General features: G+C 66.4%; 13 protein-coding genes. 10 read left to right on the top strand and 3 right to left on the bottom strand.

The window, feature by feature from the left end:
- The first annotated feature begins 30 nt into the window (after window positions 1–30).
- From NED97_RS14925 to NED97_RS14905, 5 genes are all read left to right on the top strand, one after another.
- A complete protein-coding gene (locus NED97_RS14925; RefSeq protein ID WP_252487814.1) occupies window positions 31–489 on the top strand; it encodes an Lrp/AsnC family transcriptional regulator in 459 nt (152 codons plus the stop codon).
- Window positions 486–1,373, top strand: coding sequence for a dimethylarginine dimethylaminohydrolase family protein (locus tag NED97_RS14920; protein WP_252487813.1), 888 nt, complete (start codon window positions 486–488; stop codon window positions 1,371–1,373). The genes NED97_RS14925 and NED97_RS14920 overlap by 4 nt, the downstream gene beginning before the upstream one ends.
- A gap of 97 nt (window positions 1,374–1,470) precedes the next feature.
- Window positions 1,471–2,865 (top strand): aspartate aminotransferase family protein, encoded by a 1,395-nt coding sequence (locus tag NED97_RS14915; RefSeq protein ID WP_252487812.1) that lies wholly within the window; start codon window positions 1,471–1,473, stop codon window positions 2,863–2,865.
- A gap of 12 nt (window positions 2,866–2,877) precedes the next feature.
- The gene (locus tag NED97_RS14910; RefSeq protein WP_252487811.1) at window positions 2,878–3,327 is read left to right on the top strand and encodes an aminotransferase class III-fold pyridoxal phosphate-dependent enzyme; all 450 of its coding nucleotides are present in this window, start codon (window positions 2,878–2,880) and stop codon (window positions 3,325–3,327) included.
- 6 nt (window positions 3,328–3,333) lie between these two features.
- Window positions 3,334–4,491: an NAD(P)/FAD-dependent oxidoreductase gene (locus NED97_RS14905; protein WP_252487810.1), complete on the top strand. Its 1,158-nt coding sequence runs from the start codon at window positions 3,334–3,336 to the stop codon at window positions 4,489–4,491.
- A 4-nt stretch (window positions 4,492–4,495) separates the two neighbouring features.
- Here the strand turns inward: NED97_RS14905 and NED97_RS14900 are convergent, their stop codons facing one another.
- Together NED97_RS14900 and NED97_RS14895 are read right to left on the bottom strand one after the other, a co-directional pair.
- Window positions 4,496–5,206 carry a phosphoribosyltransferase family protein gene (locus NED97_RS14900; RefSeq protein WP_252487809.1) on the bottom strand — a complete coding sequence of 237 codons (711 nt, stop codon included), beginning with the start codon at window positions 5,204–5,206 and terminating at the stop codon, window positions 4,496–4,498.
- Between the two features lie 94 nt (window positions 5,207–5,300).
- Complete coding sequence (locus NED97_RS14895) at window positions 5,301–6,011, bottom strand: helix-turn-helix domain-containing protein (RefSeq protein WP_252487808.1); 711 nt, start codon at window positions 6,009–6,011, stop codon at window positions 5,301–5,303.
- 91 nt (window positions 6,012–6,102) lie between these two features.
- On the opposite strand from NED97_RS14895, the gene NED97_RS14890 reads away from it, so the two are divergent.
- Window positions 6,103–6,705: a methyltransferase family protein gene (locus NED97_RS14890; RefSeq protein WP_252487807.1), complete on the top strand. Its 603-nt coding sequence runs from the start codon at window positions 6,103–6,105 to the stop codon at window positions 6,703–6,705.
- A gap of 12 nt (window positions 6,706–6,717) precedes the next feature.
- Here the strand turns inward: NED97_RS14890 and thrS are convergent, their stop codons facing one another.
- The gene (gene thrS, locus NED97_RS14885; protein ID WP_252487806.1) at window positions 6,718–8,661 is read right to left on the bottom strand and encodes a threonine--tRNA ligase; all 1,944 of its coding nucleotides are present in this window, start codon (window positions 8,659–8,661) and stop codon (window positions 6,718–6,720) included.
- Window positions 8,662–8,989: 328 nt separating this feature from the next.
- Between thrS and tenA the strand changes: the two genes are divergently transcribed.
- Genes tenA through NED97_RS14865 form a run of 4 tightly spaced genes read left to right on the top strand, consistent with a single transcriptional unit; the run spans window position 8,990 to window position 12,095 of the window.
- Window positions 8,990–9,649 carry a thiaminase II gene (gene tenA, locus NED97_RS14880; RefSeq protein ID WP_252487805.1) on the top strand — a complete coding sequence of 220 codons (660 nt, stop codon included), beginning with the start codon at window positions 8,990–8,992 and terminating at the stop codon, window positions 9,647–9,649.
- The gene (locus NED97_RS14875; protein WP_252487804.1) at window positions 9,646–10,404 is read left to right on the top strand and encodes a TenA family protein; all 759 of its coding nucleotides are present in this window, start codon (window positions 9,646–9,648) and stop codon (window positions 10,402–10,404) included. Before tenA ends, NED97_RS14875 begins: the two co-directional genes overlap by 4 nt.
- Complete coding sequence (locus NED97_RS14870) at window positions 10,405–11,919, top strand: sodium:solute symporter family transporter (protein ID WP_252487803.1); 1,515 nt, start codon at window positions 10,405–10,407, stop codon at window positions 11,917–11,919. It begins immediately after the preceding gene.
- Window positions 11,916–12,095 carry a hypothetical protein gene (locus NED97_RS14865; protein ID WP_252487802.1) on the top strand — a complete coding sequence of 60 codons (180 nt, stop codon included), beginning with the start codon at window positions 11,916–11,918 and terminating at the stop codon, window positions 12,093–12,095. Before NED97_RS14870 ends, NED97_RS14865 begins: the two co-directional genes overlap by 4 nt.
- The last annotated feature ends 78 nt before the right edge of the window (window positions 12,096–12,173 follow it).

Below are 12,173 nucleotides of genomic sequence, written 5' to 3'. Positions count from 1 at the left end.
CACAGGACGCGCGAGCCGAATGGGGTCGGTATGGAGCTCGACGAGGTAGACCGGAAGATCCTGAAAATTCTACAGGCCGACGGACGGACGGCGCTCTCCGAGATCGCCCGACGTCTCGACATGGGATCGGCGACGATCCACGAACGCGCGAATCGACTGGAGTCGGAGGGATACATCCGGGAGTATCGGGCGGTGCTCGATCCCGAACTGCTCGGGATAAATCACGTCGCGTTCGTTCGCGTCAGTACGGAGCCGGGACGATTCTCGGAAGTCGCGGAGCGGCTCGTCGAGGAGTCCGAGATCCAGGAGATTCACGAGATCACCGGCGACGCCGACCTGCAGTTGAAAGTGCGGGTCAGCGAGCGAGACGAACTCACCGACCTGCTCCGACAGATCGGGAGCTACGAGGGCGTCATCGAGACGTCGACGGACGTCGCACTCCGGAACGTCAAAGAAGAACACGCGCTGGACTTGAACGACGACCGATGAGCCAGATGTGGAACCTCTCCCCCTCCGTTCGCTCGGAAGTCGGTCGGCTCGAGCGCGTGCTCGTCCACGAGCCGGGCCCCGAGTTCAACACGGTCGTTGACCCCGACGCGTGGAACTGGGACGGGCTCCCCCGCCAGAAGAAAGTCGCGGAGGAACACGAGGCGCTCGTCGACGAACTCGAGGCCAGCGGGGTCGAGGTCCACTACCTCGGCGACGTCCCGGAACAGCTCGCGGAGTCGTTGTTCGTCCGCGACGTCGCCTTCGCCGTCGAGGGCGGAATCTGCATCGGGAAGATGGTCGAGGAAACGCGCCGCGGCGAGGAACGCCGTATCACGGAGCGGTGCGTCGAACTCGGTACCCCGATCTACCACTCGGTGCACGGCTCCGGCAGTTTCGAGGCCGGAAACGTCGTCTGGGTCGACGAAGAGACCGTCGCGATCGGACGCTCCCGGACGACCAACGCCGAAGGCATCCGGCAGGTCCGCACGCTGCTCGAGACCTACGACATCGACGTCGTCGAAGTGCCGATTTTCGGGAGTACGGAGAGTACCGGTCAGACCCACCTCGCGCTCGTGTTCTCGATGGTCGCGCCCGAGCTCGCGCTGGTGTACCCGGAGGCCGTGCCCGACGAGTTCCTCGAGTTGCTCGCCGATCGGAGAATCGACGTCGTTCCAGTCCCGATGCGCGAACAGCGAAACCGCGCGACGAGCACGATCGTCGTCGAGCCCGGCTCGGTGCTGCTCCCGGCGGGCAACCAGACCGTCCGATCGGCGCTGCACGACCGCGGAATCGACGTGACGGAGCTGTCGATCAGGGAGACGAAAAAAGCCGGCGGCGGTCTGAAGGGACTGGTGTTACCGCTCGAGCGCGCCCTACTCGAGTGATCTTATTTACGCCTTATTCGGGAAAATTTCGTACTAACTTCGGGGTAGGGTTGAGTTCTCCAAAGATTTATTGACTGCCTCCCCGTCGGTACTGCCAATGAGCCTTGGTGACGAGGAACACGAGTACGACCACGCCGAACTGCTCCGGGAGCGAACGCCGAGGAGCGAAGAGTTTCACGAACGCGCGAAGGCGGTGACGCCGCTAGGGGTCGAGTCGAACGTGCGGGCGTTCGATCCGTACCCCTTCTACGTCGACGAAGCGGGCGGATCGCACGTCTACGACATCGACGACAACGAGTACCTCGACTTCCTGCTGGCGCTGGGACCGATCATCCTCGGGCACGGCCACCCGGAGGTTCGCGAGGCGGTGAAGGCTCAGGTCGACACCTGCGACCTGACGGCGACGCCACAGCCGATCGCCATCGAGTTCATGGAGAAGATCGCCGAGCTGACGCCGAGCATCGAGCAGGTTCGCCTCGCTAACAGCGGCTCGGAAGCGACGATGCACGCGCTTCGGGTCGCGCGTTCGTACACGGATAAGGACAAGATCGCCAAGCCCGAGGGCGGATACGCGGGCGCACACGACTACGCGCTCCAGAGCGTCTACGCCAGCGAGGAGGCGCTCGGTCCGGTCGATCGACCCAACACCGTCTCCTACGGCACCGGGATTCCAGACGCCGTGAGCGACACCGTCGTCGCCTTCCCGTTCAACGACAAGGAGGCGACCGAAGCGATCCTTCGCGAACAGGCCGACGACCTCGCCGCGGTCATCATCGAACCGGTGATGTTCTCGTGTGGCTGTCTCAAACCGCGCGACGGCTACCACGAGTTCCTTCGGGAACTCACCGACGAACTCGGGATCGTCCTCATCTGGGACGAGGTGATGACCGGGTTCCGACTCGGACTCGGGAGCGCCCAGGAACGATTCGGCGTCACTCCCGACATGACCACCTTCGCGAAGGTCGCCGGCGGCGGCTACCAGACCGGCGGCTTCGGGGGGAAAGCCGAGATCATGCAGGAGATCGCACCGCCGGAGAAGAAGGAAGACGAGAAGTGGCACGCCTCCGCGTTCCACGGCGGCACTTACAACGGCCACCCCGTCTCCGCGGCGGCCGGGCTGAAGACGCTCGAGATCCTCGAGCGCGAGGACGTCTACGACCACATCGACCGCCTGGGTGATCGCCTCTTTACGGGTCTGCAGGAGGTCGCCGACGACGTCGGCCTGCCGGTGAACGTCCAGCACGTCGGCTCGATGGGGCAGGTCTACATGACCGACGCGGACATCCACTACTACCGCGACAGCTGGAAGGCGAACGAGGAGCAGTTCGCCGACTGGTGGTTCGAGGCCGCCGGCCGCGGCGTTCTGTTCGGCAATCCGATGCAAGGAGAGCGCTTCTTCACGACGTACACCCACACCGACGAGCAGATCGATCACGCGCTGGAGGTCGCCGAGGAGGCGTTCCGCGAGGTCGATCACCCGTACGACGACTGAGCCCGGCTATCAATGACTTCCAACCAGGACACGACGGATCGACCGTCCGACGACGTGATCGCGACGTACGACGGGTACGTGATGCCCATCGCCGAGGGGTACGATCCGTTCGCGATCGATCGTGCCGAGTGGACGACGATGGTGACCGCCGAGGGAGAGGAGTACCTCGACTGCTTCTCGGGCATCTCGGTGACCAACGCCGGTCACAACCATCCCGACGCCGTCGACGCGGTAAAGGGACAATTCGACGAACTCGTCTACACCTGCTCGTACGTCTACCGAAACCGGCCGGTAGCGGATCTCGCCGAGCGACTCGCCGAGATCACGCCGGACGACGTGCAGAAGACGTTCTTCTGTAACTCCGGAACCGAAGCCATCGAGGGTGCGATCAAACTCGTGTGCACGTACACCGGCGCGAAGGAGGTCGTCGCGCTCGAGGACGGGCTGGAAACGGTTCGGTGAACAGCGATGAGCGACGAGCGATGTGACGTCGCGATCGTCGGCGGCGGCGTCGTCGGCTGCGCGGTCGCGCGGGAACTCGCACCGAGCCTCGAGGTCACCCTGTTCGAGCGCGACGCACTCGCGTGCGGGGCGACCGCACGCGCCGCGGGCGAGATCACGATGACGCCCTCGTACACCGACTACCCGCGAATCGCCGAGTACGCAAACGAGTTCTTCCGGAAGTACGACGGGACCGGTAACGTCGAGTTCGTCGAGCGCGACAGTTTCGAGCTCGTCTCGCCGGCGCGCGAGGAGACGGTCCGCCGGCGAGTCGACCGTCTCGCTTCGGAGGGGTTCGACGTCGCCTTTCTCGAGCCTGCCGACGTGGAACGGCGTCACCCCCGCCTGGACCTCGAGTCCTTCGCGGGTGCGGTCCGTCACGGCGACACCGGCTTCCTCGATCCGTACACGCTGACGACGAGCCTCGCAGCGGACGCCGAGAGGGATGGTGCGCGGATACGGACGGGGACGCCGGTCGACGGCCTCCGCGTCGACGACGGTCGGGTCGCAAGCGTCGAAACCGAAACCGGCGTCGTCCGTGCCGAGCGCGTCGTCGTCGCTGCGGGCTGGCACACCCCGGAGATCGTTAGCGATCACCTCGCGCTCCCGATCCGTCCGTATCGAACGCAGTGCGTCGTCCTCGAGCCGGAGGACCCGATCGCGTCCTCGTTTCCCATGGGCTGGGTCCCCGGCGACCACGTCTACTTCCGCCCGGAACTGAACGGGAACCTGCTAGTCGGCGGCTGGTCGTTCGCTGCGGAGGAGCCGGCGACCGCCAGCGGGGACGCGGACCGGGAATTTCTCGAGCACGTCGCGACCCTCGTTCCGATGTTTCTCCGGGGGTTCGACGGCGCACGAACCAGCGGCGACTGGGCCGGAATCGACGCCGCGACTCCGGACACCAGACCGATCGTCGACGCGCCGGACGATGGTCCCGACGGCCTCGCGGTCGCGACCGGCTTCCACGGTCGCGGGGTGATGACCGCACCCGTCGCCGCGGCGCTCGTCCGCGCGCTGGTGACCGAGACGGAGCCGCCCGTCCCCACCGAGCCGTTCGAACTCGACCGGTTCGACGATCGCTCGAGCGACTTCGAGTTCGTCAGTATCAGCGACGGCGATGGGTAGCGAGTCAGACCGTCGTGAGCGCGCCGACCGGCGCGTCCGTTCGCTCGCGGGCGCGCTCGATGCCGTCGTCGCCGGCCGCGATGAGCGCGAAGACCCCGGCGACGTCGGCGTCGGCGGTTTCGACGATGTCGAGCAGGAGTTCCTGGGTCTCCCCCGAGCGGATGAGGTCGTCGACGACGAGAACCGACTCGCCCGAATCGATCGCCGAGGCCGGCAGGTAGTAGGTGATCTCGATGCCGGACTGGAGCCGCTCGCGAGCCTCGATGAACTCCTCGACGGCGGTCTCCTTGGTCTTCTTCGCGTAGGCGCAGCGAGTGCCGTAGTAGCTCGCGAGCGACCCGGCCAGCGTGATGCCGTCCGTCGCGGCGGTCAGGACGACGTCGGGTCGGTCGAAGTCGAACGCGTTGGCGACGACGGGGGCGACGAGATCCAGGAAGGGCTGGTCGAAGACGGTCGCCGTGTTGTCGACGTACCCTTCGTCGTCGACGGTGATCCTGGCGTCGAGTTCGTCCGCGAGCGCGTCTCGTCCCAGTTCCTCGACGACCTCCGCCGCCCGGTCGGTTCCGGGGAGGACGTGGCCGTTGACGTAGCGGTTGAGGTCGCCGGCCGGCAGGTCCGTCTCGTCGGCGAGTTCGTCGTACGTTCGCGTCTCCTTCAACATCCGCAGGACGTCGACCGCCCGTAGCTGGAGGGCGGCCTTCTCGGCGCGGTTCATAGTGGTATGCACGATTCTGCAACCATGGGTATTTCGATCTCTTCGGGCGTGTGAGAACATCACGAACATGGGGTTTCGAGAGCGAGACGACCGTTCAGCAGTTAGAACGGCCGGGTGAGCCGTGAGCCGCCCGTTCTCGGCCGTATCGCCGAACCAGCCGCCGCATCACTCGAGCCTGGGCCTTCTGTAGCAACGTCGATGCCGTACTCGAGGCGCAGCCGAGTTCGGCGGCGACCTCGTCGACCCCGCCCTCGCGCGGGACCTCGAAGTAGCCGACGTCGACCGCGGCCGCGACGGCCTCGAGTTGCCGATCGGTGAGGTCGTCGACGAGCGGCGCGTGTCGGCGGTCGTACTCCCCGATCGTCCGCACGGTGACGTCGATCTCGTCGGGGAGACCGTCGAGCATCGCCTGGAGGTTCTCGCCGGTCCCGACGACGGTCATCGAGAAGGCGGCGGTGGCGTCGTAGACGATCGGCGGGACGACGACGAGGTCCAGCGCGGCGAACGCCTCCCGCCAGCGAACGTCCTCGTCGCGGGTTTCCTGGCAGACGTAGAGGTAAAAGGCGTCGTCGTCGACCGGCGTCAGATCGTACCAGCGGACCGAGTCGACGCGCTCGAGCGCCGCCTCGTAGGGCCCGCGGTCGGCCTCGACGTAGAACAGTTCGTACTCGAGGTCGGGCGCTCGAGCGTCGACGTTCCAGGCCTGGAGCTCCTCGTACCGCACCGCCTCCGTCTCCCTGATAAATCGCTGCATCGGGTGGAGCATCCAGTCGGGCTGGGAGAGCCACAGGTCGAGATACTTCATCGGCGTATACCGGGGCTGGTTCTCGATCCCTTATAAATCCTCTAGCGTGTCCGCGAGAACGCCGAGGGGGTGCCCGGCGGAACCGTCGCCCATGATCGAGTCGAGTTCGCTCGAGTCGCTGTCGACGGTCGCGTTCGCCGTCGGCGTCGGTGCGTTGCTCGCTAACTTCGTGGGCGTGGTCGCCAGCGCGGTCGGCGCTGCGAACTACTGGCCGCCCGGCGAGCGGGACTGGCGGTTCTACACGCAGTGGACGCTCTCACAGGTGTTTACAGTGAGTCTGCTGGTCGTCGCGCTGGTGGACTGGAACAGCCTCGGCCTGCCGCGGCCCTCCTCGCTGTTCGTGGGGCTGGCGCTGTTCGTTCCCGGATTCGTCGTGGCTCTCGCGTCCGGGCTCGATCTGGGAACCGAGGAGACTGCAGGATTGACCGGCGAGTTGCGGACCGGCGGCTGGTACCGGTACTCCCGGAATCCGCAGTACGTCGGCTACGTCGTCGCGAGCGTCGGCTTCGCACTGCTCGCGAACTCGGCGCTGGTCGCCGCGCTCTGTGCGATCTACGCCGTCTGGTGGCTGACGCTTCCGCTCGCCGAAGAGCCGTGGCTTCGCGAGCAGTACGGGGAGGCGTACGAACGCTACGCCGAGCGCGTCCCGCGGTTCGTCGGGTTACGGACGGTAAAGGCAGTCAGAACGGAGTGATCGTCGCCCGTCTCAGCCCTGCAGGAAGTCCGGTTCCGTCCGCTTCTCGTCGCGTTCGGCCTCGAGGTGGTTGCGGAACGCCTCGATCTCGACGTCGTACTCCTGATCCTCGAAGCGGTCGCGCACCGAGATGTTCCCGTCTTCTTCCTCGTTGTCCCCGACGATGATCTGGTAGGGGACGCGGTCGTCGTGGGCCGCGCGGATCTTGCGCTCGAGGGTCGAGTCGCGGTCGTCGACCTCGACGCGGAACCCGTCGAACTCGTTGGCGACGCGGTGGGCGTAGCCCAGGTTGTCGTCGGAGATCGGCAGCACGCGGAGCTGTTCGGGCGCGAGCCACAGCGGGAACCGGCCCTCGTAGTGCTCGATGAGCATCATGAAGAACCGCTCGTAACTGCCGTACAGCGCGCGGTGGATCATCACCGGCTCGTGCTCCTCGTTGTCCTCGCCGACGTAGTCGAGGTCGAACCGCTGGGGCATGTTGAAGTCCAGTTGTACGGTGGGGCCGTCCCACGAGCGGCCGATGGCGTCCTCGAACGCGAAGTCGATCTTCGGGCCGTAGAAGGCGCCGTCGCCCTCCTCGAGGTCGTAGTCGAGGTTGCGCTTTTCGAGGACGTTCTCGAGTTGCTCCTCCGCTTTTTCCCAGATCTCGTCGCTGCCGACGGACTTCTCGGGTCGGGTCGCCAGCGCCATTTCGTACTCGAGGTCGAACGTCTCGAGCACGTCCGTGATCATGTCCATGATCTGTTCGACCTCGCTCTGGATCTGGTCGGGCCGGATGAACAGGTGGCCGTCGTCGATCGTGAACGCCCAGACCCGCGAGAGTCCCGAGAGCTCGCCGCGCTGTTCCTTGCGGTAGACCTTCCCGTTCTCGGCGTAGCGGATCGGCAGGTCGCGGTAGCTCCAGGAGTGGTCCTGGAAGATCGCGGCGTGGCCGGGACAGTTCATCGGCTTCAGACCGAACTCGTCGTCCCCGACGTCGAAGATGAACATGTCGTCGGCGTAGTTCTCGTAGTGGCCCGAGCGGTGCCAGAGGTCCGTCTTGAAGACGTGGGGCGTCTCGACGTAGTCGTAGCCCGCGTCGTGGTTGAGGCTCTCGACGAAGTCCTCGAGTTCCTTCAGCACCGTCTTCCCGGCCGGGTGATACAGCGGCAGTCCGGGGCCCGTCACGTCCTGGATCGAGAAGAGATCCATCTCGTTGCCGATGCGGCGGTGGTCGCGCTTCTCGGCTTCCTGCTTGCGCTCGAGGAACTCCTCGAGGTCGCTCTCCTCGGCGAAGGCCGTGCCGTAGATCCGCGTCTGCATCGTGTTCTCCTCGTCGCCGCGCCAGTAGGCGCCGGCGATCTCGAGCAGTTTCACGACGCCGATCTCGCCCGTCGAGTCGACGTGCGGGCCGGCACAGAGGTCCTCCCACTCCCCCTGGCTGTAGAAGGTGACCTGTTCGTCCTCGTCGGCGAGTTCCTCGAGAAGCTCGAGCTTGTACGGTTCGTCGGCCAGCCGGTCGCGGGCCTCCTCGACGGAGAGCTCCTCGCGCTCGATCTCGTAGTCCTCCGCGACGATCTCCTCGATCTCGCGCTCGAGGCCGTCGAGATCCTCCTCGTCGATCTCGAGGTTGTCGAAGTCGTAGTAGAATCCCTCGTCCGTCGGCGGGCCGATCGCGAGGTCGACGTCGTCGTAGCGGCGCTCGACGGCCTGGGCGAGACAGTGCGAGGCGGAGTGGCGCATAACCCGGAGATACTCCTCGGAGCCGTCGGTGACGATCTCGAGTTCCGCGCCGTCGTAGACGGGTGCTTCCTTGGCGACGAGTTCGCCGTCGAGCTTTCCGGCGACCGTGTCGCTTCCGAGGCCGGGACCGATCTCGTAGGCGCAGTCTTCGACCGTCGCGTCGGTGTCGACCTCGAGTTCGGATCCGTCTGGCAGTACGACCGCTATCCGCTGCTGTGAATCTGGTTCTGACATGGCTGTAATCGGTGTGGGAACTTCGGACAGAAGTTCGGACGGGCGTCCGCGCACGCCGCTCGCTGGCGGATCGGGACCGGCACAGCGAGCGGTAGGTGTGGATTAGAAGCGGGCGAGAGCCCCTGTAAAGCGGACACCTACCATCGTGACTACGAGTTATCTCGAGCGGGATAAAAACATTGTGATGGTGCGGTCGGTCGCTGAGGGTCGGTCTCGAACGACCGATCGACGGTCCTCGCCGTCCGAGTCGACCACAGCGTCCACCAGCCCGCGATATGAGTTGGTGGTATTCGCCACGTATATCTCGGGTCCTCCCCAAGTGAGGGCGATGACGTTCAGTGAGGAGCTCCTCGAGCACGGTCGAGACGTCTGGGAAGCACAGTTCGAGCACCCGTTCGTCGTCGAACTCGCCGCGGGAACGCTCGACGAGGACGCGTTCGAACACTGGGTGAAACAGGATTACCGATACCTGCTCGACTACGCCCGCCTGTTCGCGATCGCGGGCGGCAAGGCGCGCGACGAGGAGACGATGACCCACCTGCTGGGCGTCGCCCACCAGGTGCTGGACAACGAGCTCGATCTTCACCGGGAGTTCGCCGCGAAGTACGGTATCTCGCCGGACGAACTCGAGGCGGTCGAGAAGGCGCCGACCTGCGTCGCGTACACGAACTTCCTCGTGCGGACGGCCCACGAGGGATCGATCGCGGAGATCGCCGCGGCGCTCTACCCGTGCATGCAGGGCTACCTCGACGTCGCCGAACACGCGGCCGACCTCGCGGAGGAGGACCACGAGTTCACGCCGTTCATCGACACCTACACCGGCGAGGAGTTCCGCGAGGCGACGGCGTGGTGTCGGGAGTTCGTCGATCGGTGCGCTGAGCGGTACCCCGGCGAACACGATGCGATGCGCGAGGCGTTCCTGACGAGCGCCAAACTCGAGTACCGGTTCTGGGAGATGGCCTACACGCAGGAGGGGTGGGGGCTGTGAGCGACGTCCCGGCGTCGTACGCGGACTACGCCGACGGAGCGGACGACCCGCGGTTCACCGCCTGGCTTCGCGAACGGTCGGAGTCGGCGTGGACCGACGCTGTGGACCACCCGTTTACGCGGGAACTGGGTGCGGGAACGCTCGAGGAGGAGGCGTTCGCGACCTACCTCGTTCAGGATTCGGCCTTCCTGGACGCGCTCGTCGGCGCGTTCGGGTTCGCGGTCGGCCAGGCGCCCGACGTCGCCGCGAAACGGCCGCTGATCGAGTTCCTCGAGACGGTGACCGTCGAGGAGAACGACTACGTCGAGCGGTCGTTCGACGCGCTGGACGTGTCGGAGGCGCAGCGGCGCGATCCGGACCGCTCGCCGACGACCGCGGCGCTCGTCGACTTGCTGGGCCGGGCCGCCCGCGAGGGCGGGTACGCCGAGACGCTCGCCGTGCTCGTCCCCGCGGAGTGGATCTACCGCGAGTGGGCGACGGCGGTCGCGGACCGGTACGGAAATCCGAACGGGGAACGACCGAGCGCCGGTGCGAATCTGCCGTTCTACTACGCCGAGTGGATCGACCTCCACGCGGTGCCGTCGTTCGTCGCGTTCGTCGACGAACTTCGCGATCAGCTCGACGCGGTCGGTCCGGACTGCTCGCCGCGGCGGCAGGCTCGCGTCGAACGGCTGTTCCGCCGGACGGTCGACCTCGAGGCCGCGTTCTTCGACGAGGCGTACGACCTGCAGTCGACCGACGCGGGGGGGTCGTGAATGGTCTCCTCGACGCTCGCACTCGGGATAACCGTCGCGACGGTCGCGGCGTTCACCGTCGTCGGACTGCTCGCTGCCAGGGGACGGGTCCGATCGGTCGACGACTTCATCAGCGCGCGCGACACGGCGGGCAACGGGACCCTCACTGCCACCGTCATCGCTTCGATGATGGGCGCGTGGATCCTCTTCAGTCCCGCGGAGGCCGGGGCCGCCTTCGGCGGTGTCGGGGCAATTTTGGGCTACGCGATCGGGAGCGCCGTTCCCCTTCTCCTGTTCGTTCCGGTCGGCGCACGGATCCGAACGGTGATGCCGTCGGGGCACTCGTTGACGGAGTTCGCCTACGCGCGCTTCGGCGCCGGAATGTACCTGTTCGTCCTGCTGGTCTCGGTCTTCTACATGTTCATCTTCCTCACCGCGGAGTTGACCGGTATCGCCGGGGCGCTCGCGCTCGTCGCGGATATCCCTCACTGGCAGACGGCACTGCTCGTCGGGAGTTTCACGCTCGTCTACACGACGTACGGAGGGCTCGTCGCCAGCATCGTCACCGATACCATCCAGACCCTCGTCATCCTCCCGCTGCTCGCGATCAGCTTCGCGGGCGCGCTCCTCGCGCTGGGCGGTACCGGCGAGATACACGCGGCCGCCGTCGCGACCGACGCGACGCTGCTCGATCCGACGTTTCGCCCCGCTCTCGAGTTCGGCGTCTACGTGGCTCTCGCCATTCTCGGGGCGAACATGCTGAACCAGGGGATGTGGCAGCGGGTCTACGCGGCCGACGGAACGTCCTCGCTCCGACGCGGCTTCGCGGTCGCCGCGGTCGTCGTCGTTCCGATGATTCTACTGGCGGGGCTGTTCGGCGTCGCCGCCGCCGCGCTCGGTCTGACGGAGCCCGGAACCGCGAGCGTCGCGTTCTTCCTGGTGCTCGAGGAGGCGTTCCCGACCTGGGTTACGCTCGCCGTGGTCGTGCTCGCCGTGTTGCTCGTGATGAGTTCCGCCGACACGATGTTCAACGCGATTGCGAGCGTCGTCACCGCCGATCTGGCGCGGGTGTTCGACGGCGTCGACCAGCGAACGCTCTGGCTCGGCGGGCGAGGGCTGACGATCGCGGTCGCGCTCGGCGCGATGGTTATCGGCGCGCAGGGGTACAGCGTCCTCGAACTGTTCCTGACCGCCGACCTGCTCGCGGCGGCCGTCTTCGTTCCGTTTCTCGCCGGACTGTACACCGAACGACTCTCCGGGCCGGGTGCGATCGCCGCGAGCGTCGCGGGCATCGTCGTCGGAATCGCCTTCTTCCCGCTGGTGCGCGCACCGCTCGGCGCGATCCCCGGCGTCGGAAGCGTTCTCCCGGAGCCGTCCTTTCTCGCCGCGTTCGTCGGCGCGACCGCCGTCTCCGCGGTCGTGACGGCGATAGCAACCGCGCTGACCGACGCGGCGGTCGATCTCGACGCGCTCGATCGCGAGATCAGGCAACTCGACGATCCGGTCGCTGACGGCGGTCGAGAGGTGGACGAATGAACGCACTCGTCGACCCGTCGATCTACGGGGTACCCGCGAGCGGATGGACGGTCGCGCCCGGGGTGCTCGGCGAAACGGCGTTCTCCGCGCTCGTCTGGGCCGCCGTTCTCTGCGTCGTCCTCGTTTTCGTCTACGTCGTGTTGGGGCTCGTCGACGAGTGGACCCGAACCGGGTGAGCGGAGGGGATCCACCCGCTACCTTCCGAGGGGGACGACCGCGCACCGATACTCGTTTTTCGCTCGACGGTGCACGAC

This window comes from Natronococcus sp. CG52, assembly GCF_023913515.1.
In the GTDB taxonomy this organism is placed as follows: domain Archaea; phylum Halobacteriota; class Halobacteria; order Halobacteriales; family Natrialbaceae; genus Natronococcus; species Natronococcus zhouii.
This window is presented reverse-complemented; position numbering and strand designations above follow the sequence as displayed.